Source organism: Vibrio sp. EJY3 (assembly GCF_000241385.1).
GTDB lineage: Bacteria > Pseudomonadota > Gammaproteobacteria > Enterobacterales > Vibrionaceae > Vibrio > Vibrio natriegens.
Genome location: NC_016614.1, coordinates 1443168 through 1467804, shown reverse-complemented (window position 1 = coordinate 1467804; position 24637 = coordinate 1443168). Strand labels below are relative to the sequence as shown.

Below are 24637 nucleotides of genomic sequence, written 5' to 3'. Positions count from 1 at the left end.
GGAGATGAAAATTTTTAAAGTGTTGGGGTCAGGTTGTGCGAACTGCGTTAATACCGCTAACTTGATTGAAAAAATTGCAGCTGAGCAAGGCGTCGAGGTTGAAGTAGAAAAAGTCACCGATATGGAAACCATCATGAACTACGGAGTGATGTCTACACCAGCCGTGGTGATGGACGAAGAGTTGGTGCATTCTGGCGGAGTCCCTCAAGCGGATAAAATTCAGTCGTGGCTAACATCTTGAACGCAATAAAAAAGGCTGTTTTGCAACAGCCTTTCCTTTCTCTATTATCTAGCCCATGACTTGGTTTGGTAGCCAAGTGACCAAATCTGGGAAAACCATAACGATACACAAAACCAGCAACTGAACCAGGATAAATGGGGTAACTGATTTATAGATATCCAGCATGGTAATACCTTTTGGCGCGATGCCTTTTAAGTAGAACAGAGCGAAGCCATAAGGTGGAGTTTGTACTGCGATAACAATGTTTAGGATCATCAGAACACCAAACCAGATAGGGTCGTAACCCAGTGCGACTGCGACTGGTGTAAATATCGGCGCACACATCAAAACAATAATGAACTCATCAATGATGAAGCCCAGAAGTAGCATGATGATTTGGAACATGATGATGATCATGATCGGTGGTAGATCGAGACTGGTTGTGATGTCTGAAACCATGCCTTGTACTCCCATCAGAAGGTGGAAGTTACTGAATACTGACGCACCAAGGATGATCCACATCGCGACGCTGACTAAGGTTGCCGTTTGTAGTCCGGCTTTCTGAACCATTGCTGGCTTAAAGCGTTTAAACAAAATAGACAGGATAATCGCACCTACAACACCGATTGCACCGGATTCGGTCGGTGTCGCGATACCGGCGATAATACTGCCCAACACAGCAACAATGAGTAGCAGAGAAGACGCGCCGTCACGAATGGTTCTGAATAACTCATAACCTTTCGGGATCTCGATGTCATTGTCGCTATCAGTGTCTAGTGGAGCGCGATCCGGGTTGAGTTTACAGGAAATCACTACGTAGCTAATAAGAAGCACAATGGTAATCAATGCGGGAACCATAGCACCAAGAAACATCTTTCCGACCGAGTTTTGGGTCGCGGATGCAAACATGATCATAGGGATACTTGGCGGAATGAGGATACCTAGAGAGCCGCCAGCCATGATTACACCCAATGCCAGGCGTTTATCGTAGCCACGTTCTAGCATCGGTTTTAATGCGATGCTGCTCGACGTCATGATACCTGCGCCGATAATACCAACCATAGCGCCAATCATTGAACACACGCCTATAACGCTGATCGCCAATGAGCCGCGAATTCGCCCGATAGCTAACTGACTGGCGTTAAACATGGCATCCCCGATGCCTGAGCGAGTCAGAATCTGGCCCATGTAAATGTATAGTGGTATCGCCAAAAGGATAAAGTTGAAAAAGGTGCTCTCTACGGTAGTCGGAATAATATTAAATAGGCCTTCGCCCCACGTTATGTAGCCAACGCCCATGGCGATTGCCGCTAATGCGAGTCCGACTTGTGCACCTAAAGCAAAAGCGGTAAGGATACAGGCCAATAACACCCCTGTAAGTACTTCAATCTCCATATGCCACTTCCTCTGTGTTTTGCTCTTTATTAAATTTTGTTGAATCTACTTTGAACGGCTGCTCTTCAAGCGAAGAGGGTACGTCGTGCTTTGATGGTTTCAGAAGTTCTCTGGATGTCAGCAGATAAAACAGGTTGCAAATGATTTGCACCGAGTACTGGGCAATAAATACCCCTGAAGATACCGTAATCATCAGCCAGAAATGATGTAACGGTGGAGCCCATTCACTCTGAGTTCGGTAGTTAAGCTCCAGGCTTTCGAAAAACATGCCACCGCACACTTTGGCCATTACGGCTAAGAAGCCGATAGCCAATACGGCGGTTAGCAAATCGAAACAGCGTCTAACTTTTTCGGAAACCTTAGCGTGGATAATATCTACATTGATATGAGCGCCTTTCTGCTGTGCATAAGCGCCACCCAGTGCTGAAATATAACCAAAGAGAAACAACGATGTGTCGTATCCCCAAATGGTCGGGCGGTCCAGAACATATCTTGCGAACACTTCGTAAGCGACGACACCAGCGAGTATTGGCAGGAGGTAGGAAACAGAACGCCCAATACCTCTAACTACACTCTGAACGACTCGACAGTATCCTATGAGAATTTTTTCAATCATGTGGCCTCCTTGCAAAACAGACAAACAGAGGCGGAGCGAACTCCACCTCTCAATTCTTTGTTACTGTTTTTCCAATATGTCGATAAGCTGTTTAGAGTACTTATCTGCTGCTGCGTATTCTGCTGCAAGAGATTTACCCGCTTCTTCCCATGCTTTTTTGTCTGCTTCAGATGGTTCTGGGCTCCATTTCAAACCTTTCGCTTCCATGTCGGCGATTGCCTGAGATTCCCACAGGATAGATTTGGTCATCTGCTCTTGTGCGTGAACAGTGGTAGCAGCGCTGACGATAGCTTGTAGATCGGGAGATAGCTTTGCCCATGCTTTCTTGTTGACCACAATCGGCAGTACCTGTGCGCCAGCCAGAGGTAGCGGGTACATGTATTTCGCTACTTCAACGTGGTTACCATCACGGTGGTCAATCATGTTAGAGCCAATTGAACCGTCGATGACGCCTGTAGCCAGAGAGGTGTAAATTTCACTCCAAGCGAGTGAAACCGGTGAAGCTCCAAGGTTTCTCAGGAACTTACCGTAAGCACCTGGCGCGCGAATTTTCATGCCTTTGAAGTCTTCAACAGACTTAATTTCTTCTTTAGTAATGATGTATACCGGAGGCTGAATGTAAGGATCCAACCACACTAGATTTTGAGAACCATAGGCGTCTTTTAATACTTCTGACCAACCCTTTTCGTGGAACAAGGTCGAAAGTTCGCCCACATCGTCAGTACCGCCCGGTAAGCCAATCTCGACAACGCCAGCTGGGAGTTCACCCGCGTGCATAGATTGAAATGGTGCACCCATCTGGATCAGGCCAGATTTAACAGCACCCAGAATACCCTTAGTACCAACGCCTTCGCCTGAATATAAAACCTGTACAGCGATTCGACCGTTAGACATGGTTTCAATATTCTTTGCTAGGTTTTCGTAAACTTGTCCATAAGCCGTTCCACGACCATAAAGGTTGGCAAAGCGCCAGTTCTGCTCTGCAGCAAAACTTGCCGCTGAAGTAGCCATAGCGCCCAATCCCAGTGTCGCTGCAAGCATACTGCTCAGTAACTTTTTACCTTTTCCCTTTAGCATAGAAAGTCCTCTTCTAAATGTTTTTCGATTCCGTTTTCGATACTCATATTAAGAGTCGAGTGCTAAAGGAATAGAACCAGTCGGTGACATACGATGGTACCAGTTTAAATTTTTATGCTGGTACCATGAATATTTTCAAACTGGTACTTAGGCACCGTTTTTTTTGTCGATAGCATTCTTCTCATAGACGAAAGTAAGAGAGTGAATTATGGACAAGGTTTCGAACCAATCCCTGTTAAAGGGAACGTGTGACGCAAGCGATGACGCTATTGCTGTTGTGAACCCAGCAACAAATGAAGTGATTGGCTATGTTCCATCACTACAGCCAGCGCAAATTGAAGGGCTAATTGAGCAGTCCAAACAAGCTCAGAAATTATGGCAGGGTCGAACCGCGTCAGAGCGCTCAGCCATTTTAAAGCGTTGGTACGATCTGGTTATCGAAAACAGTGATGATCTCGCCCGCATTATGACCTTGGAGCAAGGCAAACCAGTAGCTGAAGCGAAAGGTGAAATTATTTACGGCGCATCATTTATTCAGTGGTTTGCCGAAGAAGCGAAGCGCACATATGGCGATACCATTCCGACACCAGCGGGTAGCAAAAGACTCATGACAATCAAGCAGCCAATTGGTATTGCTGCAGCGATTACACCATGGAATTTTCCGACTGCGATGATCACGCGTAAAGCCGCGCCAGCATTGGCAGCAGGCTGTAGCTTTATTGTCAAACCAGCAAATCAAACTCCGCTTTCTGCCTACGCTATCGCTGAATTAGCTTATCAGGCTGGACTGCCGAAAGAGTTGCTGGTTGTGGTGAACAATCACTCTTCTGTCGCGATTGGCGATCTTTTCTGCCAACACCCAGATATTCAAAAATTGTCTTTCACTGGCTCGACAGGGGTGGGTAGCCAACTGATAAAACAGTGTGCTGACACCATCAAGCGTACATCCATGGAACTCGGCGGAAACGCGCCATTTATTGTGTTTGATGATGCCGATATTGATGAAGCGGTTAAAGGTGCGATCGCCTCTAAGTTTCGTAACGCGGGTCAAACCTGTGTCTGCGCTAACCGCTTCTATGTGCAGGATGCCGTATACGACCAATTTGTTGAAAAATTCAAAGCCGCTGTGGCTGAGCTCAAAGTCGGAAACGGTATTGAGCCTGGCGTGACAATTGGGCCACTTATCGACAGCAAAGCGAAAGCACAGGTGATGGGCTATATCGAAACAGCTGTTGCACAAGGCGCGAATGTAGCCTTTGGTGGTGATGACCTGGGTGGATTATACGTACAGCCAACGATTCTGACGGATGTGACTCAGGATATGGATATTGTGCAGACGGAACTATTTGGCCCAGTCGCCCCAATTATCCGTTTTAGCAATGACGAAGAGCTGGTTACGCTCGCCAACGATACGATTTACGGCTTAGCCAGTTACTTCTACACCAATACGCTGACTCGCGCGTTCTCTATCGCCGAAAAGCTGGAATACGGAATGGTGGGAGTGAACGAAGGGATCATCTCAAATGAAGTCGCTCCGTTTGGTGGCGTTAAACAATCTGGTTTTGGCCGCGAAGGTGCAAAACAAGGTATCGATGAATACTTGAACATTAAATACATCTGCCTCGGCGGAATGTAATAAACAACAGACTGACGATAGTTTTAAAGGAACAAGGCTATGACAAATTCACAATGGCAAGAGCGTAAAGAAAAAGTAGTTGCTAAGGGCATGGCAAACCTTAGCGCGGTATACATCGAGAGTGCGAAAAATGCACTTTTGACGGATATCGAAGGCAAAGAATACATCGATTTTGCCGCTGGTATCGCAGTAACGAACACGGGGCATTCTCACCCTCAAATTATTGCAGCAGTAAAAGAGCAACTAGAAAAGTTCAGTCACACTTGTTCAATGGTGACGCCATACAGCAGTTTTATTGAATTGGCAGAAAAAATCGTCGATGTTGCTCCGGGTGAAGGTGACAAAAAAGTTGCCTTTTTAACCACGGGTGCGGAAGCGGTGGAAAACGCAGTGAAAGTGGCACGCGCTCATACTGGCCGTAGTGGCGTGATTGCCTTCAAAGGTGGTTTTCATGGTCGTACCAATATGTGTATGGGCCTAACGGGTAAAGTAGCTCCGTATAAAGCAGGCTTTGGTCCTTTTCCTAACGAAATCTATCACTTGCCGTTCCCAAATGAATATCATGGTATCTCAGAGCAACAGAGCTTAGATGCATTGGATGATTTGTTCGCGTGTGATATTGAACCAACTCGCGTTGCGGCGATGATCTTTGAGCCAATTCAGGGCGAAGGTGGTTTTTACCAGGCACCTGCTTCCTGGGCACAAAAGCTGAGAGAGATTTGTGATAAACACGGCATTGTTCTTATCTGTGACGAGATTCAGACAGGCTTTGCTCGAACTGGCAAGATGTTTGCTTCAGAATATCTTGGAATCGTTCCCGATATCACTACAATGGCAAAAGGTATCGCTGGTGGATTCCCGCTATCGGGTATTGTTGGTAAAGCTGAGATCATGGATTCAGCAAATCCAGGTGGTTTAGGTGGTACTTATGCTGGTTCACCTTTGGCTTGTGTCGCTGGTATTGAAGTTCTTAACATTATTGAGTCAGAATCTTTGTGTGAAAGAGCAGAGCAGATTGGCCAAACCTTCGCCGAGTTGTTATCTGAGATGCAGAAAGAAGTGCCCCAAATTGGTGATATTCGCCAAGTTGGTGCAATGATCGCAATCGAATTTAACGACCCTGGTACTAAAGCGCCATTACCTGAACTGACGAAAAAGCTGGTTGCAAGTGCAAATAAAGCAGGCGTGGTATTGCTTTCATGTGGCGTAAAAGGAAACGTTATCCGCTTCCTGCCACCGCTAACGATTGAAGATGAACTGATCTGTAAAGGGTTAGATATCATCAAATCTGAGTTGCAGGCTTTAACTCGATAGCTGATAAAACCTTCAAAAGCGGCATTTAACGTGCTGCTTTTGAGTGGTATGGTTTAGTGACCTGAATTCAGGTTAAGTAGTTGAAGCCGGGCATGTGTAAATGGCCGGCGCAGTAAAGGCTAGGTCATTTATGCTCCAGGGTTACATTCACATCGATCCTCTCGATTCTCGTACGTTACAAGAACAAATCAAAAGCAGCATCTCTCAGGCGATATTTGATGGCTTTGTTTCCAAACACCGCAGCCTTGAATCATCACGAAAGCTCGCTCAGTCCCTTTCTGTATCTCGGAACACTGTACTCAGAGTCTATGACCAACTCACCGATGAAGGTTTACTCATTTCGGTAGAGCGAAAAGGCTACTTCGTTAATCCTGAGTTAGAAGTCTCCGAAAAAAAAGCCCCTGAACGCGTACTTGAATCTGAAAGGCAACTGGATTGGGAAAAATACCTGATAGAAGGCGATGAAGCGCATGGCTCAGCCGCGAATAATCTCAAAAATTATCCTTACCTCTTTGTTCATGGTCAGGTCGATGAGGATCTCTTCCCGGTATCCGAGTGGCGTAAATGCAGCATTCAATCACTGAATAAGATTAATCACAAAAGTTGGACTTCCGACGATAATGATTACCACGATCTTATTGAGCAGATACGTACCCGGGTACTGCCGAATCGCGGGATCTTTGTCGATGCGGATCAGATCGCGTTAACTCATGGTTGCCAGAACAGTTTGTACTTAATTTCCAAACTACTGGTATCCCGCTATACGAAAGTCGGCTTTGAAAACCCAGGATACCCAGAAGCACTTCAGCAGTTCAGAGCAAGGAGGGCTAACGTTCAACCTTTAGAAGTCGATAGAGAAGGCATGGTTGTCGACGACAGACTGAACTCCTGTCAGCTTGTTTACACGACACCGAGTAATCAGTTTCCTACGACAGTTAGAATGTCTTCGCAACGAAGAAAGCAATTGATGGACAAGGCTGAACAGGAAGATTTACTCGTTATTGAGGACGACTTTGAGCATGACATCAACTTTATCAGCGACAAGTGCCCGGCGCTTCGTAGCGAGTACCCGAGTGAGCGTATTATTTATATCTCTAGCTTTTCCTCGATTATCGCACCGGGCTTAAGGTTAGGGTTTATTGTGGCGTCGCCACCGCTTATTAAGCAGATAAGGCAAGTTCAGCAGCGGATGCATAGTTTACCGCCAAAGAACAACTGCCAGACGTTGGCACTTTTCATCAGCCTTGGTTATTACGATTCGTTAATCCAGAAGATGTTGAAGAAATATCGTGAGAAGTGGTTAACCATGGAAAAAGCGTTAAACACTTATTTTCCTCAATCCGGCGTTATTCCCTCGCTCGCGGGAACCGCATTTTGGATAGATTATCGTGAAGACTTTGATGCCGGTTTACTTGAGGAATTGGCGAAGGCTCATGGCATATTGATAAACAACGGTGCCAAGTATTATACGTGTGAAAAGCGTAATAACAGTTTCCGCCTCAGCTTTCAGTCGATAAAGAATTCCGATATTCGCAGCGGTATCGAGAAGCTCGCTCAATTGGCAAAGAAAATACTACCTATTCCGCGAGTAGAAGATGCAGAAGGCGTTCGTTTAAACGGCAAGCGTATACGAGAGTTACTTTCTGACAGGGTCGTTCTGACAAGAGATTGCTTCAATATCCCATACCGAATCACATTTCAGGCGGATGGCAAGATGACAGGGGTGTCGGATAGACCGAATGACGCGGATGAAGGTTACTGGTGGATTGAAAATAATCACTTTATGTACCAGTGGCGTAACTGGCAATTTGCGGATGTACGCAGAGTAACGGTTATTTTGGATGGCGACGCTATCAAGCGGTTTGGCGAAGATGGCTACTTTATTGGCGATGCCACGCTGGTTGGTGAAACAGCCCAAGCCTAGAAACCAGTCAAAAGAACATGGTTGTATATAATCAACCATGTTCAAATTCGACCTGGCTATTTTCTTAATAGCGCTGGGTTTAATTAAACCGGTCCACTGAGAACAGCGACAAGTTAAACTTAGCCGGTTTATCAATCGCCATATCTGCGACCACTTCGCCAATCACACTGGCGAATTTGAATCCATGCCCTGAAAAGCCGGACACTAGAACGACATTGTCATTATCAGGGTGCTTATCGATAATGAAGTTTTCATCTGGCGTTCGGGTGTACATACAGGTTTTACCAAACTTCAGCGATTCAACGTGGGGCATGTGTTTATCTAGTAGTTGTTGAAGGTCTGCTGAATCTGCCTGGTTGTCGAAAGGCGTGATCTCTGCGTTGGGATCTTGGTCTTCGCCTAAATCATGACGGCCTATTTTTAATCCTGCGCCGTCAATACTTGGGAACCCGTAATAGATACCCTCTGGCGTCACAAAGGAAAATGCAGGGAAAGTTCCTTCTCCATAAAGAGCTTCTGGTGCGTTGTACCAGGCAAATGTTTTACGGATAGGGCTGATTGGTAAGGTTACGCCTAGCATATCCAGCAGGTCGTTTGACCATGCACCAACGGAGACGACCAATTTCTTACCCTGAAATGTATTGCCGTTTGCTGTAACGCTGACACCATCTTCAAGGCGTTCAATGCCAGATACCTTATGGTGTGTAAGCAGTGTTGCGCCGTGAGCAAGGGCGAGATCACGGTATGCCTGAATGCAATCTTCCACTCTAAGCACGCCTGACGTCGACTCAAAACAACCAATATATTCTGGTGGCAGGTTGAGGCCTTCGAAGCGTTGGTTCGTCTCATCGGCACTTAAAATTTCAAGCGGAAGCTGATGTTTTTTTGCACTGGCAATCAGCATCGAGATAAAAGGCGAGCGTTCATCACCAATGTTAAGAACACCTGTTTTGAGGAATAGAGATTTGCCTGATAACTGTTCTAACTCGCCCCACAATTCTTGCGCTCGTAACGCCAATGGTACGTATTCTTCACCTTCTCCGTATGCATGGCGGATAATGCGGGTTTCACCATGATGACTGGCGTGTGAATGGGGTGGATCAAAAGCATCAAGAAGTAGTACTTTTTTCCCTTGTTTAGCTAAAAAGTAGCCTGTGGACATGCCCATCGATCCTGCACCGACAACAATCACATCGTACTGCATTATTACTCCGTTAACGTTATGTAAAGCTGTCGAAACTCTATCATATTTCAATTGATTGAAAAGTCAGTATTCGTATTGATATCAATGTCGATTGCCCTTGACTTGTCGTGCCTGAATCGTTGAGGATTTATCGAAAGTCAAAAAATACATCGATTCCCAGGACGCAATATGAACAACTTTACCTACTTCAACCCTACCAAAGTGCACTTCGGTAAAGGTCAAATTTCGACGCTTACAGAAGAAGTGCCACTCGGTAGCAAAATTCTGATCACCTACGGTGGCGGCAGCATCAAAAGTAACGGCGTATACGAGCAAGTGATGGCTGCTCTCGATGGTTACACCGTGTTTGAGTTTGGTGGAATCGAACCTAATCCACATTACGAGACACTAGTGAAAGCGGTGGAAATCGCCAAGGAACAAGACATTGATGTCATTCTTGCTGTAGGCGGTGGCTCCGTTATTGATGGCAGTAAGTTCATTAGTGCTGCTGCCTGTTATGAAGGCGATTACTGGGACATCATCGCGACGGGGGGAAGCTGTGTAGAAAGCGCCTTAACGTTAGGCTGTGTGCTGACGTTGCCTGCGACAGGATCTGAAATGAACCGAAACGGCGTGATTACCCGCGCAGAAACACAAGATAAGCTGTCGTTTGGCTCAGAGTATGTTCGCCCGTCTTTCTCTATCCTAGACCCTGAAACCACGTACTCTCTGCCGGCACGACAAATTGCCAATGGTGCTGTCGATACCTTTGTACACATTTTGGAGCAATACCTGACTTACCCAGTGAATGCTAAAGTGTCTGATCGCTTCGCAGAAAGTCTGATGCTTAATGTCTTGGAAGATGGCCCACTGGCTCTTGAAACACCTAACGATTACGAAGTACGTGCAAATCTGATGTGGACCGCGACAATAGCACTCAATGGCACACTGAAGTGTGGTGTCCCTACGGATTGGGCAACGCATGCTATTGGCCATGAGCTGACCGCACTGTATGGATTGGATCATGCGCAGACTTTAGCGATCGTTCTTCCTGCCATGTGGAAATATAAAAAAGCACAAAAACGAGGCAAATTGCTGCAATATGCTCAGCGCGTATTCAACATCACGTCTGGCACAGAAGATGAGAAAATTGATGTTGCCATTCAAAAAACAGAAGCGTTCTTTGCCGCAATGGGAAATCCCACCACGCTATCTGCATACGGTTTAGGTGAGAACGACATTCCTGCCGTTAAAGACAAGTTGATTCAACACGGTATGCTGGCAATGGGTGAGCATAAAGACGTCACGCCTGAGGATGCAGTGGAGATATTAAAGCTCGCTTTATAAATACTATCTGTCGCAGTAAATCGCAGGTTACCTTAGCCTATTAATGTACTCGACAGCGTTGTTGGCAATTTATGTTGCCGATGCTGAATTTAGGCTATACCGTACTTCCTTAGAGTATCTGAGGAAGTACGCTTCTACTACAACCGTCTCACCTTAAATTTGATTCTCTATTTAACACCTCTTTCAGCGGTTATATCTACGCATTGCTCACCAACGCGATAGGAAAAACGGCTGTTTATCGGGCTCCTTGGCTTGAATTGTGCTTGTTTTACTCTAATTGAGAACGGTTTTATTTCTCCCCGAATGTGATCCAGTATCCAGAATCATTTTGTTTAATTTTTGTTATCTAGAGGATTGGAAGTGCTTGTTTTATCAAGATTAGTGAAATGAGGGAGTATGTGAGCTTTGTATTTATATGATTGAAATTGGATTATAAAACAAAGGATTACATATTTTAGGGGAGCGTTATTATAAGAGCTGTCACACGGTAAAGAGCAAAGTAAGCCTTTATGTGTGGGAAAGGAGTAGGGTGTACGCCTTTATTTTCATCCTTGAGTAAAACCTCAAAGGGTGAGGGGCTCCTAGCGATAGCACTTATAATTTTTACTATTGAATCCGCTTACTGTGAATCGAAAACCAAACAAGCAGCAACGAGTAAGTGGAAGCTAGTAGGAGAATAAACATGAGTGGCTTACAGGAAATACAATCATCTGGTGCGAACGTGATTCTGCATGCTTTTGATTGGAAGTATGCTGACATTGCCCGACGTGCAAAAGAGATCCATGAGCTAGGCTATGGTTCTGTTCTGGTCTCTCCACCAATGAAAAGCGCTAACGACGAACGCTGGTGGCAGCGCTATCAACCTCAAGATTATCGTGTTATCGACAATGCCCTTGGTAACACTCAAGATTTTATCCATATGGTTAATGAACTGGGCCGTTTTGGTGTACTTGTGTACGCAGACGTTGTGTTCAACCATATGGCGAATGAAGCGCACATGCGCCCAGATCTGCAATACCCAAGCAAAGAAATTTTACAGGAATACCAAAAGAATCCAGAGAAATACCAAGCGCTCAAGCTGTTTGGTGACCTATCTGAGCCGCTATTCACTGAAGAAGATTTTGTGACAGCGTTTGGTATTAAGAACTGGAAAGACAAATGGCAAGTACAAAATGGCCGTATTACTGGAGGACCAGCGGATCCCGGTTTACCGACTTTGCGTGTTTGTGATCATGTTGTTGAGCAGCAACGAGCCTATTTAAAAGCACTGAAAATGATCGGGGTGAAAGGGTTCCGTATTGATGCGGCTAAACATATGACCCTTGAGCATCTTAAGCTAGTCTGGACCGACGATATTACCCAAGATGTGCACATTTTTGGCGAGATCATTACAGATGGCGGGGCGACCGTCGAAGAGTATCAGCTGTTTCTAGAGCCATATTTACAAGAAACTCGCTTAGGTGCCTATGACTTCCCGCTGTTTACCACCATATTTAAAGCGTTTTCTAAAAACGGCAGTTTTAAGACGCTAATTGATCCGTATTGTTTCGGTGAGGCACTGTCTCCGGGGCGAGCCATTACTTTTGCCGTGACGCATGACATCCCGAATAACGATGTGTTCCTCGACTTAGTTATGGATGAAGAAGACGAATGGCTGGCGTATGCGTATATATTGGGTCGAGATGGCGGTGTTCCTCTGGTTTACACCGATTTAGACACCAGTGGCATTAAAGGTAAAAATGGCAAACCAAGATGGAAAGATGCATGGAGTGATCCTCGGATGGCCACCATGATTAAGTTCCACAACGCCGTTCATGGTCAACCTATGAAGGTTCTCGAAGGTAACGACGACATGCTGGTGTTAGAGCGGGGGGAGCAAGGTATTGTTGTCCTCAACAAATCAACTCGTCCGCAGTCTTTGTCGCTTGCAATAGAAGGAAAGTGGTTAGATATGATGACTGGAAACTCAGTTTCGTCGCAAGATGAGATCAAGGTACCGGCCAAGTCGTCGATGCTACTTTTGGCCCAGTTGTAGTGCTTTAAGCTTGTTTAACGTCGATTAATCAAGGCGTTAAACAAGCTACCTATGTGTTGTGATTGCTTAGAACAACAGCATTGTACCTTAGTACCTTAGTACCTTAGTACCTTAGTTCAGGCGTGAAGAGCTTGTTTTCGGTACTGGTTAGGCGACATATTGGTGTGCGTACGGAAAAATCTGGAAAATACCGATTGAGAAGAGAATCGAGTCAGTTCACTGATCTCGTTCATGCTCTTATTGGTTTCGGTGAGAAGTTTGACGGCTCTATCTAACCGGACTTTATTAAAAATATCGGTAAAACACGTATTTTCTATCGCTAACTTTTTATTAAGTGTCCAGCGACTCATTTTTAATTTGTCGCAAACATTATCCAAAACTTTTTGATCGCAAAAAACCAGTTGTTCAGATACTAAAGAACTCACAATATCTTCTACAATAAATGAAAACTTACTTTGATTAATTTCATTGTTGACTTTATCTAAATTTATTTTTTGTAGCTTGTAGAGGTTCTCGTTAAAAAAGGCATTTCTTTTTTTTATTTGCGGAGATTTTACAATTAAGTAGTTTTCGTTTTGGCCAAATAAGCATTTAGTATCGAGTTTTTCGTTTGCTGTATGATGCGGAATCAAGTTCGTATGAGTTAACCCTACAGAGTATTTTCCATCTGAAATATACTGGCTAATAATTTCACGAATAAAGACAAAGTTTGATAATGCACTGGATATCATTTTATTCGGCCCAGTATCAGTATATTTTATCTTCATCGTATCTTGATCTACTTGTACTTCGCACCGGTCGCAACTGCCAATGACGGCGCGGTACTGAATATAGCTACTCATAGCCGACTCTGCAGAAGACTCATTAATGCATAAACTAAATAAATCAGGGAATAATGAATACATGCCCTCTAACCCAGAATCTTTAAAGAATCGCTTTTGATAAGGCATAAACGTTTCAAGAAGAGCATAATGCGCAGCCGAAGAGATTCGTCCATTCTTTTTATTGAGTTCATATTTGTTAATACCGCAACTTTGTATAATTTTATCTGTATCATGTCCTAATACAGATAGTTGTTGAAGCATTGTAGATGTTAATACATTAGAGACACTGCCATTCATTATTCGTCCTTTATTAAGATTATAAATGAACAAAACCCAACCATTAACATGGTATATCTCTTTTGATATTTTTCCGTTACGGAAAAATGAATTAGTGATCTACTGCTAAAAATATATTTTACTTCGTGAAAAAATAGGAATCGAGATCAGATTCTTACTTCTGATGATCGACTGATGTGGATAGGTAACGTATGGACAACATAAGAACTAAAAAAAGCCCGAAATAAAATTTCGGGCTTTGATCGGTAAACGTGAATTACTCTTTGATAGTCAGAAGATCTTCTTTTGTGACGCCTTCTTCTAATGCAAGCGCGTTCGGAGTTGTTTGACTTACAACAATCTCACTGCTCACAGTAAATTGTACTGATGGTGCTTCGGTGCCAGCCACATCTGAAGACGGCGCGACATAGACGGTGTAAGCGCCTGGTTCAACGATCCATTGATTGTTTTCCGCATCAAAGCTCGCGAGGGTCTGAGCTGAGATATTGAAAGTCAATGTCTCAGACTGACCAGCGTTCAACAGATTTGTCTTATTGAAGGCTTTAAGCTCGATGGTTGGTTTTTTCAGCTTCACTTCTGGTGCATTTACGTAAACCTGAGCCGCTTCTTTACCAGCCACACTACCGGTATTGGTAATTGTGGCGCTGATGGTAATAGAGCCTGATGCACCACCTTTGGACAACGTATTGGAGACAATCGATGGGTTGCTGTACTCAAAGTTCGTGTATGACAGGCCGTAACCAAATGGGTATGCCGGAGCCTTATCAAACGAAGAGTAATAGCGGTAGCCGACGTAGATACCTTCGTTATATAGAGACTCATCTTCTAGACCGTCCCCATCGGTATCAGCGCCTGGGAACGTATCTGCTGATGGAACATCTGCGTAGTTTACTGGCATAGTTTGCGCAAGTTTACCGCTTGGGTTAACGGCACCAGATAGTATATCAGCGACTGCATTACCGGTTTCTTGACCACCCATGTAGGCAAGAACAATAGAGTCTACTTTCTCTGACCAACCAGTCGTTTCAACAAGGCCGTTTACATTGAGGACCACTGTGACCGTTTTGCCTTGTTCGTGGAATGCTGTGGATACGGCATCAATGATCGCCAACTCTTCATTTGTCAGGCGGTAATCACCTTGTTCTGCACTTCGGTCACCACCTTCACCAGCCTGACGGCCAATTGTGATAACGGCTGCGTCATCATTTTCAGCCGCGGCGTCGACACGTGCTTGCAAGCTAGCATCAACTTCCGGCTCTAAACAGAATTCAAAAGCACCGATTAGCGCTCCTGTCGATTGTTTGTTGGCTTCGAAGTAGTCGCTGTAGTAGCTTGTAAGTCCTTGGTTAAGCTCAAACTTGTTCGCTAGCGCCGAGGCAATATCTACGATGTAAGCAGCATTCACATCACCACTCCCCGTACCACCTTTGAGGGTATTCACTTGTGTGGTACCAAATGAAGCCACTTTACTACCTGATGCAAGTGGAAGGGCAGAATCTGTATTTTTAAGTAGAATCATACCTTCTGCAGCGGCTTGTCTGGCTAGTGCCGCATGAGCATCAAGATCCGGTGCATCGGAGTAGTTGTAGTTATTGTAAGAAGGGGTTTTCTGCATTTGGGCAAGAATTGCCACAACGCTGTTATCGATCTCTGCTAGTGTCAGCGTACCGTTATTATAAGAGTTAAGAAGATCCGTTTTTACACCGCCTGGTTCAATCAAATCGTTGCCAGCTTTCACTTGCTTGGCCGCTGACTCTACATCTCGTCCGCCCTCGACTTGGCCGGTGAAGTCACTTCTCAATCCAGATACATTACCTGCAAACCAGTCTGACATTGCCAGTCCTTTGAAGCCCCATTCACCTCTCAGGATATCAGTCATCAGATCTTTACGCTGGTTAGCGTAAGTACCATTAACCAGATTGTATGAGCTCATGATTGCCCATGGTTGCGCTTCTTCCACGGCAATCTGGAAACCTCTCAGATAGATTTCACGTAGGGTTCGTGGATCGGCGACCGTGTTATTGAAAAATCGGTTGGTCTCGGCATTGTTTGCGACAAAGTGTTTAATGGTCGCACCAATATTGTTGGACTGGAGCCCGTTCACCATCGCCGCTGCGATTTTGCCTGATAAGACTGGGTCTTCTGAATAGTACTCAAAGTTACGACCAAGAAGTGGGTTACGCTGAATATTCATGCCTGGTGCTAACAAAAAGTCGACGCCATATTCTTTGACTTCGTTACCTTCAGCTTGACCTACTTTTTGAACCAGTTCGGTATCCCATGTCGAAGCCAGCAAGGAGCCAATTGGCCACGCGGTTGCGTAATACGTGTTGCTGTCACCATCACGTAATGGTTGAATTCTTAAACCAGCAGGACCGTCAGCCAGTTTCACTGCCGGAATATCCAATTTCTTGTTTTTAACACCGTTGATGTAGCCAGCTACACCTGTCACATCTTTTTCGGGATCGAGATTAATCGCGTCCTGACCTTGATAGGTGGTTAAGTCCATACCCGGGCCAGACAAGATATCCAGTTTTTCGCTGAGGCTAAGTTTTTTCAGCATGGATTCTGCTTTTTTAGTGTACTTAACGCCACTGTCCTGAATTTGTAGATTGTCTTTATCGTTAGCAGCAGTCGCAGTACCTGCTAACCCAAGTGCGACAGCAACGGTGATTAGCTTTGGTAGAGTTTTAAAGTCAGACATAGGGTTTCCTTGTTGTTATTTGAGGTTTCTTACCTAATGAACCTAAGAACGCAGTTGTAAGATGGTTCTGACAAATGACTTTAAAGATTTCAGCGCGTCGACACTTTGCATTTCGGAGAAATATTGTGCATTTTGGGGAAGCATTGAGAAATGTGATATTTATACCAGTTCAGCGAGTAGCGTTTTCATCCTTATCGGTTTAATCACAAGCGCAGCCAGAATTTCGCTTTCATCGCCCGTGCATTCGGAGAGTTTCATGCCGATATTTTGGTTTGGGAGAAAACTTGTTTGATCTGATGAGACAGATCAATCTTAACCATTTTTTCACCTGTCGGTCACATTAGGTCATCTACACTTATTGTTGAATCGGCAGGCACAAGGAGACGGCTATGATTGCAGTTCATCGAGACTATTGTTTATCCAGACGCCCGGATTTACACGCGCATATAGAAGTAAACCCAGTCGGTAAATTAAAAGTCGAAATCGTCGAACTTCAAGAGTGTCACTCGACCGCGTTTGACGATTTGTCTTTTGAAAGCCGCGGCAACGAGACGCGAATTTGCGGTAAAGACAACGCGACTCCTTGGCAATTCAAGCTTGCGGTTTCTGACGCTAGAGAGCTTTCTCATTTAGTCGAGGAAGCGAGTGAAGAATATGAGATTTTAATGAATGATCTTATGTGATTTCGACTTCTAGTGGCGTGTAGTGGTGTTCTAAATATTAAAAACCTCCCTAAATCAGGGAGGTTTTTTTGTTTAGCAAACTACTGGGTTTCTTCCTTGGGAAGGTGCAGTTCGTGAACGTTTTCCCCCTCAAAAGTATCTGCATACTCTTTAGGTGGCGGAGTCCAACCACGCTCAGAACGAGAAAGATTGTCGTGGCGGTCTTTGCCCATTTCCTCTGCCATCTTTTCCTCTAACTGAATAAACAGCAGGCGATAGTTGTTATCAAAGCGTTTGCCTTCCGAGTCGTCCTCCCACGCTTTGTACAGCATTTCTGATTTACGCTCCTCGACGCGTTTGTAGGTCGCTTTTTGCTGTTCGACATAGAAAGGGTGAATGCCAAGAACATTCATTGTTTGCCCTCCCAATTCTAACGCTGAGTGATAAGTTTCTGACTCAATGATATCTGCTCCCGCCTGCCTCAGAAGGTAGCCATGGCCTCGGTCGAAAGCGCGCGCGAGAACTTTTACCTTGGGGTAGGTGTGTTTTACGTATTTGACTAACTCAACACTGGCTTCTCGATTGTCGATAGCGACGACAAATGCTGCTGCTTCTTCGATGCCAGCGGTATGAAGCATGTCTGGACGAGTTGCATCACCAAAATAGGCACGAGTACCGATTTGGCGTAAGTTATCAACTTGATCGGCTTGGTGGTCCAGCACCACGGTATTGACCCCATTGGACACCAATAAGCGATTCACTATTTGCCCGAAGCGCCCGATTCCCGCAATGATTACCGTTCCTTTTTCTTCAATCGTGTCACTTTCTCGTTGATTAGACTGACTTTCGAATCGAGGCAGAATGACCTTATCAAACAAAATAAACAGTCCTGGCGTCAGGAACATGGATATCGCGACAACAAGAGACAGGGTTTGTGATAACTCATAAGGGATCACGTGGTTTTGTACTGAGAAGCTGAGTAGTACAAAACCGAACTCACCGGCTTGAGCCAAGCTCAGCGTGAACAACCAGCGGTTACTGCCTTTAACTCGGAAGATGATCCCAAGGCTAAACAGCACTAAGGCTTTTAACACCATGACGCTAAGTGTCAGCGCCAAGATTAACCAGAACTCACCAAACAAAACGGAAAAGTTAATCCCCGCGCCAACGGTGATAAAAAACAAGCCCAGTAGTAGTCCTTTAAATGGTTCGATGTTGGATTCAAGCTCATGGCGGAACTCGCTGTTGGCTAACACTACGCCGGCCAAGAAGGTTCCCAGCGCAGGCGATAGGCCAACCAAGCTCATCAGTGCAGCTATACCGATCACTAACATCAGGGCGGTGGCGGTAAAGATTTCGCGCAGCCCTGAGCTGGCAACGTAACTGAGTAGAGGACGGCTCAAATAGTGTCCGCCAACAACGACGATAGCAATCGAAGCGGTTATCACCAGCCCGTACGCCCAGCCTGGTAAATCGGCGACGAGATTTAAATCGTCGTGGTGCTGCGCTGCAGTTTGAGCAGTTTGTTGAGCGAGCTCCACGAGTTCAGGTAATGCGAGAAGTGGAATGAAAGCCAGCATAGGGATAACTGCAATATCTTGAAAAAGAAGCACGGAAAATGCGTTTTTCCCACCATCACTTTTCGTTAAACCTTTTTCGCTGAAAGTTTGCAGTACGATCGCCGTGGAAGAAAGGGCAAAAATCAAACCTATCGCCAGCGAAATGGTCCATGGCTGGTCAAAGTACAAGGCAATCGCCATGATAGCGCCTGTGGTTCCTACAACCTGAAGACCACCTAAACCCATTAAGCGATTACGCATTGCCCAAAGCATTTTAGGTTCGAGTTCCAGGCCGACTAAGAACAACATCATCACGACGCCAAATTCAGCGAAGTGCTGTATGGTCGTTGTTTCTTCTCCAACTAAACCAATAATTGGGCCGATGACAACGCCCGCGATTAAATAGCCTAAGACGGAACCGAGACCAAACCGCTTAGCGAGCGGTACAGCGATGACTGCGGCAAAAAGGTAGACAAAAGCCTGTAAAAATATTCCTGTCATGAGGCTTCCTTAATCAGTTCAGGCAGAGCACTGTTGAGTTTAATCAGTGAAGCAGCTGCATCAATATCAAGCCTGTCTTCAACCAATGCGGTTAATAGCTTTCTGTAGCGTTCCACATGCCGAGGTATCCGGCCTTCTTCTGCTGCCGTGCGTGCTCCAAACATTGCCAGAGGGGCGACGTAGTTCATACCCGTCAGAGCGGACATTTGTTCAATAGGAGCCAGCAGCTCACGAATCGTGAAATGGTTATAGCCTTCCGCTTTGTAGGCTTCTTCTTTGCCGCCAGCAGAAAGCACACAAAGCATGGTTTTGCCTTGCAACTCAGTTCCATCGGTCCCATAAGCAAACTCATATTCTAAAACTAGATCTTGCCACTCTTTTAGAATCGAAGGGGTAGAGTACCAATATAGAGGAAACTGAAAAATCACCACGTCATGGTCGCGCAAGCGCTGTTGTTCACGATCGATATTGATATTAAATCGCGGATATTCACCATAAAGATCGACACATGTTACGCCATGTATTTTCTGAGCTTCTTTAAATAGCTTTATATTCACTTCTGAACGATGTTGAGAAGGGTGAGCAAAGAGAATTAATACTTTTTTTATTGGTCATGGGGATCCTTGCCAGCTGCTTAACCTAACTGGCTACGAGGAACAGTTAGGCGTGGGTCATGTAAAAATGTAACCCATATAGAATAGCGTTGCTAGACAGCGATATAGTGCTGTTAGGCAAAACGGATGAGAGTCTCGATCAAGGCTCACTTAAAGCACTCTCTTGGAGTGCGTTTAGGCTTGATATAAAACTAAAAAGCCAGTAGTGATTTAGCTACTGGCTTTCTTTTTGAAGAGTCGATGTTCGTCCATATGTTGAGATAGGTTAGCTATGAAATTAAGGACAAACCTGCAGTCTAATGATTGATGATAACGCACTGTTTAAGGCTTAAATTGTTTTAAACAGTAATGAGTTCGATACCTTTTGCTCGAATTTGGGATTGAGTATCGGCTTCGAGACTGCTATCGGTGATGATATGCGTGGTATCGACTAAATCACAGGCTTTATAGAGCGAATAAGCTCCGTACTTTGAACTGTCCGCAATCAACACCTTTCTGTTGGCGTTTAGAATTATGTCTCTTTTCAAAGACGCCTTTTCTTCGGTTGGTGTTGTGACACCTTTTTCCAGGCTCCAGCTGTTACAAGTTAGGAAGGCAATATCTGGATGAATAGAGCGGAGTAGCTGTTTACCATGCTCACCAATGGTTGACTGGCTGCTATGGTCCACAGCGCCTCCGGTAACAATGACTTCTATCTGTTTAAACTCAGACAGAAACAACGCGATGTGCAGATCAACCGTAATAACTCGAAGTGGTAGATGGGTAAGGTTTTTGACCAACGCCATTGACGTGGTCCCGGCATCCAACACGATGGAATCTCCAGCCTGAACTAATTCCGCTGCTCTGTCTGCGATGTGTTGCTTTTCTCGCATACTGCGTAGCATTTTTTCATTAGTAGTTGGCTGATTGGCGACAAATCGATTTAAAGATACGCCACCATGAGTTCGGGTGATGACACCTTGCTCATCCAGTTTGATCAGGTCTCGTCTAATCGTGGCAGGTGATGCTGCCACGACTTTGACCAAATCATCCACGGTCACCAGGTTATGGTGTTTGAGATACTCAGTTATTTGCTCAACGCGGTGTTTTTTCATACATTGCTCAATTTAACCGCCAATTCGACGGACTTAATCATACTTTCAGGGTTAGCTTTACCTGACCATGCAATATCAAATGCAGTACCATGGTCTGCAGAGGTGCGGAAAAACGGCAAACCAGCGGTAATATTAACACCGTCGTAGAAGCCCATCAATTTCAGAGGGATATGTCCTTGATCGTGGTACATGGCAACGACAATATCATATTGGCCTTGTGACGCTTGTAGGAAGACAGTGTCTGGTGGGCATGGGCCATAAACGTCAACGCCTTCTTTTTTCATTGTTTCTATACATGGGTTCAGAACTTCAATCTCTTCGGTACCGAACAAACCGTTTTCGCCAGCATGAGGGTTAACGCCTGCAACTGCAATTCTAGGCGTTTCGAAACCGGCTTTTTTCATAAACTCGTCAGCAATCTTAATCACAGTGTTTACGCGGTTCTGATTCAGAGTCTCCAAGAATTTTAGCAACGCGATGTGTGTGGTTACATGGATAACACGTAGTGTATCGGTGTAAAGCACCATAGCGTAATCTTTAGTATCCGTAAGCTTCGCCAGTAACTCTGTGTGACCAGGGTAATTATGGCCTGCCAAGTGCAACGCTTCTTTATTCAGAGGTGCTGTGGCAATTGCGCTGATTTCACCATCTAGGGCTAGCGAAGTTGCTACTTCGATACAACGGTAGGCAAGGTCACCAGCTTGGGCTTGCACTGTGCCGATCTTAAATGAACCGATGTCTTCCAGTGGAATATCGATAACATTCACAACGCCAGTACTAAAATTAGCTTCACTAACCTTGTTAATAACATTGATTTCTTGAGATGGGGCAAGATCTTGCTTAAGCACTTCCTCAAGAACTTCAACACTACCGATTACCACACAGTTTGTTCCAGATAGCGAATCTTCGGCTAGTGCTTTAAGAATGATTTCCGGGCCGATACCTGCAGGGTCGCCCATTGTAATACCAATTACACCTTTCATTATTTGACCTCTTTATTTAAATGCTGAATAACTTTAGAGAAAGTGCTAGCGTCGCCAAACCCGCCTGCTTTCGTGAAGATAGGAAATTGGGTTAATTCGCTATCAAGTGTTCCCCATGGCACGCAATCAGCGACAATACCGCCGATGTTGTAGGTAGGGGCGTTCAATTTCTGCGCGGTAGCTATGGCAATGTCACCCCCGCAAAGAATCATGCCTCCGAGCTTTTGAGTGGGCTCGAGGGTGGCAATAATTTGTGTCGCTAACTCCGCCAAGCAGTTACGAACATGCTCAGCCAGTGCTTTTTGAGATAAGTTGTGTTGCGCTGCTATCGCGCTGAGCTCATGTCGAATCTCAGGGTCTTTGCAGCTTCTTATTACGCAGTTGTGATTGCTGTTCAGCCATTGGATGGCTTCTGATGATTTCGCTTGTAAGTACGGCTCACAATCAGAAGACAGCAACGCTTCTAGTTCCAGTTCAACCACTTGAGCTATTTTATTGTCGAGTAGGAACTGTGTTTGTTTGAAAGTGGTTTGACTCATCGACCCAATTATCGCCAACACAGGCCCTTGAGTGTGATTCGTTTCTGGCGTTGGAGTGCTTGTATTGTCGACGATTGCCTGGGTCAGTTCCCCAGTGGTGACAAAGACCGTTGGTATCGATAACTTCGCCGCTGCCTGATAGAGATCAAGCAAATCTTTGTTTGAATTTGCGTCACAGACAACAATTCTGGTACCGCTTTCATATAATTTATTGAAATGTTGATGGTGAGGATCATTATTGTGATCTGACTGAAGATATTCACTCATTTCACTGGTAGTTTGTGAGCCCAAGATATCGACGATTCTTGAGGAAGTAATCGGCGATTTCGGATCAGAAGCAAACTCTGTCTCTGACAGTGGAGTGTCGTTGACATAACAAAGGCCGTTAACCGTTTTTCTTTTAGCGATTGGGGCGGCGATTGCGACGATGGCTAAATCATAACCGGTATCAATTAGTGCTTCGATTTCGCTTCCAACATTGCCACGCAAAGTTGAATCGACTTTCTTTATAAGCAGTGGTTGATGTTCAGCTAGATGAAAGCGTTTTGATATCTGAGCGAGCTCAGCATTCGCGTCTTGCTTATCTAGATCTCGGGAGTCAGTACAAATGATGCGAACGGCAGTGCCTTTATCACTAAGTACTTCAGGAGTAAGCAGAACTTGCGTTTCTACTCCTGATGAAGCTAATGCGACACCTACATCGTTTGCGCCAGTGAAATCGTCAGCAACAATGTAAACAGGTTTCTCTATTCCTTCCTTCATGACGAAATTCTTACTCCAAGATTTGCAACTACAATTATTGTAATCAAAAAATCGCTCAAATAAAGAACTTTTTGATTAAATTTAATCAAAATGATTATTTGTGAGCTAAATCTCGTCGATGGTCAGAATTTTTATGTATAAATATATCAAGTTTAATAACGGCGATGATTGAAAATAATCAGTCCTAGCGAAAGATAAGGGAAGTGAATGAATATTTTTACAACTGTGATAAGTGGTGGCATCGAACAGATGTTTCAGGTGTTATCAAGTGAACAGAATCTGTTAATAATGACAGACAGCAACGTTATTAAGCTGGACAAGGTTCAGTCGTTTGTTTCTTCACTTGATAAGCAGGGATACCACTATACGTTAGTCAGCGACTTACCTGCAGAGCCGACCAACCTTGATGTCGAAAGCCTACTCGATACATTGCCAGAGAGCGTAGATGCTGTTGTTGGTATCGGCGGCGGTAGTGTCCTTGATATTTCGAAACTGATTTCGGTGCTTTACGCATCACCTTCAGAGAATTTGGCGTGCTTTAACCGCTTATTAGAAGGGGAAACACCAGAATCACGAATTCCTTTAGTGCTTGTTCCTACTACAGCAGGTACTGGTGCAGAGGCAACGCCAAACTCAATCATCGCGATCCCAGAGCGTGCAACAAAAGTGGGCATCATTTCTCCAGTGATGCTTCCTGATTATGTTGCTTTGGTGCCTGAGTTGACCACTTCTATGCCAGTGCACATTACTGCTTCAACGGGGATTGATGCGCTATGTCACTTAATCGAGTGTTACACCGCGAGCGTAGCGAACCCAGTTGGCGATAACTACGCGCTGATCGGCATGCAGAAGTTTTTCGCGAATATTGAGCAAGTGATTGATACACCAGAAGACTTAATGGTTCGACTTAACCTTTTGTGGGCTTCGTACTACGGCGGGGCATCCATTTCTCATTCTGGTACCCACCTTGTGCATGCGTTGTCTTACCCACTTGGCGGCAAATATAAAATTCCACATGGCCTGGCGAACTCACTGTTGCTTGTGCCAGTTATGAAGCATATCTACAGTCACTGCGAAGAAAAGTTAGCAAATGTCTACCGACTACTGCCTTCTGCCAACCTTGAGTTGTCCGAAGCAGAAATGGCATCCGAGTTGGTAGATTACTTAGAAAACCTAGTACAAAAGCTAGGCCTACCTACTTACCTCAATGACATTGGCATTGAGCGCGAACAGTTGCCTGAGTTGGCGGCGAGCGCAATGCAAGTGACCCGTTTACTTAACCATTCACCAGTTAAAGTTTCTGAACAAGATGTTTTGGAGCTTTATCAGAGCATCACTAAGTAAGGACAAA

The 24637-nt window shown here is 44.9% G+C and carries 19 protein-coding genes; 8 read left to right on the top strand and 11 right to left on the bottom strand.

Annotated features, from left to right (window positions below; genetic code table 11):
- Positions 1-4: 4 nt before the first annotated feature.
- On the top strand, positions 5-241 hold the full coding sequence (locus tag VEJY3_RS22395; protein WP_014234714.1) for a thioredoxin family protein: 237 nt from the start codon (positions 5-7) through the stop codon (positions 239-241).
- A 48-nt stretch (positions 242-289) separates the two neighbouring features.
- Here the strand turns inward: VEJY3_RS22395 and VEJY3_RS22390 are convergent, their stop codons facing one another.
- From VEJY3_RS22390 to VEJY3_RS22380, 3 genes are read right to left on the bottom strand one after another with little or no spacing between them, the layout of a single operon-like run.
- The gene (locus tag VEJY3_RS22390) at positions 290-1615 is read right to left on the bottom strand and encodes a TRAP transporter large permease subunit (protein ID WP_014234713.1); all 1326 of its coding nucleotides are present in this window, start codon (positions 1613-1615) and stop codon (positions 290-292) included.
- Positions 1605-2231, bottom strand: a complete 627-nt coding sequence (locus VEJY3_RS22385; RefSeq protein ID WP_014234712.1) for a TRAP transporter small permease subunit — start codon at positions 2229-2231, stop codon at positions 1605-1607. Before VEJY3_RS22385 ends, VEJY3_RS22390 begins: the two co-directional genes overlap by 11 nt.
- A 60-nt stretch (positions 2232-2291) precedes the next feature.
- Positions 2292-3308: a TRAP transporter substrate-binding protein gene (locus VEJY3_RS22380; protein ID WP_014234711.1), complete on the bottom strand. Its 1017-nt coding sequence runs from the start codon at positions 3306-3308 to the stop codon at positions 2292-2294.
- 208 nt (positions 3309-3516) lie between these two features.
- Here VEJY3_RS22380 and VEJY3_RS22375 point away from each other — a divergent pair, with 208 nt between their 5' ends.
- The 3 genes from VEJY3_RS22375 (at position 3517) to VEJY3_RS22365 (ending at position 8182) form a co-directional block, all read left to right on the top strand.
- Positions 3517-4944, top strand: a complete 1428-nt coding sequence (locus tag VEJY3_RS22375; protein ID WP_014234710.1) for an NAD-dependent succinate-semialdehyde dehydrogenase — start codon at positions 3517-3519, stop codon at positions 4942-4944.
- 39 nt (positions 4945-4983) lie between these two features.
- Positions 4984-6258, top strand: a complete 1275-nt coding sequence (gene gabT, locus VEJY3_RS22370) for a 4-aminobutyrate--2-oxoglutarate transaminase (RefSeq protein WP_014234709.1) — start codon at positions 4984-4986, stop codon at positions 6256-6258.
- A 130-nt stretch (positions 6259-6388) separates the two neighbouring features.
- Entirely contained in the window at positions 6389-8182 is a 1794-nt protein-coding gene (locus VEJY3_RS22365) for a PLP-dependent aminotransferase family protein (RefSeq protein WP_041170499.1), read from the top strand.
- 79 nt (positions 8183-8261) lie between these two features.
- On the opposite strand, the gene solA is transcribed toward VEJY3_RS22365, so the two are convergent.
- A complete protein-coding gene (gene solA / locus VEJY3_RS22360; RefSeq protein WP_014234707.1) occupies positions 8262-9386 on the bottom strand; it encodes an N-methyl-L-tryptophan oxidase in 1125 nt (374 codons plus the stop codon).
- 168 nt (positions 9387-9554) lie between these two features.
- On the opposite strand from solA, the gene VEJY3_RS22355 reads away from it, so the two are divergent.
- Both VEJY3_RS22355 and VEJY3_RS22350 read left to right on the top strand, forming a co-directional pair.
- Positions 9555-10712, top strand: coding sequence for an iron-containing alcohol dehydrogenase (locus tag VEJY3_RS22355; protein ID WP_014234706.1), 1158 nt, complete (start codon positions 9555-9557; stop codon positions 10710-10712).
- A gap of 682 nt (positions 10713-11394) precedes the next feature.
- On the top strand, positions 11395-12747 hold the full coding sequence (locus VEJY3_RS22350; protein WP_014234705.1) for an alpha-amylase family protein: 1353 nt from the start codon (positions 11395-11397) through the stop codon (positions 12745-12747).
- A gap of 116 nt (positions 12748-12863) precedes the next feature.
- Here VEJY3_RS22350 and VEJY3_RS22345 read toward each other — a convergent pair whose 3' ends face one another.
- The gene (locus VEJY3_RS22345; protein ID WP_014234704.1) at positions 12864-13868 is read right to left on the bottom strand and encodes a helix-turn-helix transcriptional regulator; all 1005 of its coding nucleotides are present in this window, start codon (positions 13866-13868) and stop codon (positions 12864-12866) included.
- A 256-nt stretch (positions 13869-14124) separates the two neighbouring features.
- Complete coding sequence (locus tag VEJY3_RS22340) at positions 14125-16572, bottom strand: glycoside hydrolase family 3 C-terminal domain-containing protein (RefSeq protein ID WP_014234703.1); 2448 nt, start codon at positions 16570-16572, stop codon at positions 14125-14127.
- A gap of 389 nt (positions 16573-16961) precedes the next feature.
- Here VEJY3_RS22340 and VEJY3_RS22335 point away from each other — a divergent pair, with 389 nt between their 5' ends.
- The gene (locus VEJY3_RS22335; protein WP_014234702.1) at positions 16962-17255 is read left to right on the top strand and encodes a hypothetical protein; all 294 of its coding nucleotides are present in this window, start codon (positions 16962-16964) and stop codon (positions 17253-17255) included.
- Positions 17256-17335: 80 nt separating this feature from the next.
- On the opposite strand, the gene VEJY3_RS22330 is transcribed toward VEJY3_RS22335, so the two are convergent.
- The 5 genes from VEJY3_RS22330 to VEJY3_RS22310 form a co-directional block, all read right to left on the bottom strand.
- The gene (locus tag VEJY3_RS22330; protein WP_014234701.1) at positions 17336-19294 is read right to left on the bottom strand and encodes a monovalent cation:proton antiporter-2 (CPA2) family protein; all 1959 of its coding nucleotides are present in this window, start codon (positions 19292-19294) and stop codon (positions 17336-17338) included.
- Positions 19291-19902 (bottom strand): NAD(P)H-dependent oxidoreductase, encoded by a 612-nt coding sequence (locus tag VEJY3_RS22325; RefSeq protein WP_041170428.1) that lies wholly within the window; start codon positions 19900-19902, stop codon positions 19291-19293. The genes VEJY3_RS22330 and VEJY3_RS22325 overlap by 4 nt, the downstream gene beginning before the upstream one ends.
- A 344-nt stretch (positions 19903-20246) precedes the next feature.
- Positions 20247-21002: a DeoR/GlpR family DNA-binding transcription regulator gene (locus VEJY3_RS22320; RefSeq protein WP_014234699.1), complete on the bottom strand. Its 756-nt coding sequence runs from the start codon at positions 21000-21002 to the stop codon at positions 20247-20249.
- Complete coding sequence (pdxA, locus tag VEJY3_RS22315) at positions 20999-21985, bottom strand: 4-hydroxythreonine-4-phosphate dehydrogenase PdxA (RefSeq protein ID WP_014234698.1); 987 nt, start codon at positions 21983-21985, stop codon at positions 20999-21001. The genes VEJY3_RS22320 and pdxA overlap by 4 nt, the downstream gene beginning before the upstream one ends.
- Positions 21985-23286, bottom strand: coding sequence for a four-carbon acid sugar kinase family protein (locus VEJY3_RS22310; protein WP_014234697.1), 1302 nt, complete (start codon positions 23284-23286; stop codon positions 21985-21987). Before VEJY3_RS22310 ends, pdxA begins: the two co-directional genes overlap by 1 nt.
- Before the next feature lie 207 nt (positions 23287-23493).
- On the opposite strand from VEJY3_RS22310, the gene VEJY3_RS22305 reads away from it, so the two are divergent.
- A complete protein-coding gene (locus VEJY3_RS22305) occupies positions 23494-24630 on the top strand; it encodes an iron-containing alcohol dehydrogenase (protein WP_014234696.1) in 1137 nt (378 codons plus the stop codon).
- The last annotated feature ends 7 nt before the right edge of the window (positions 24631-24637 follow it).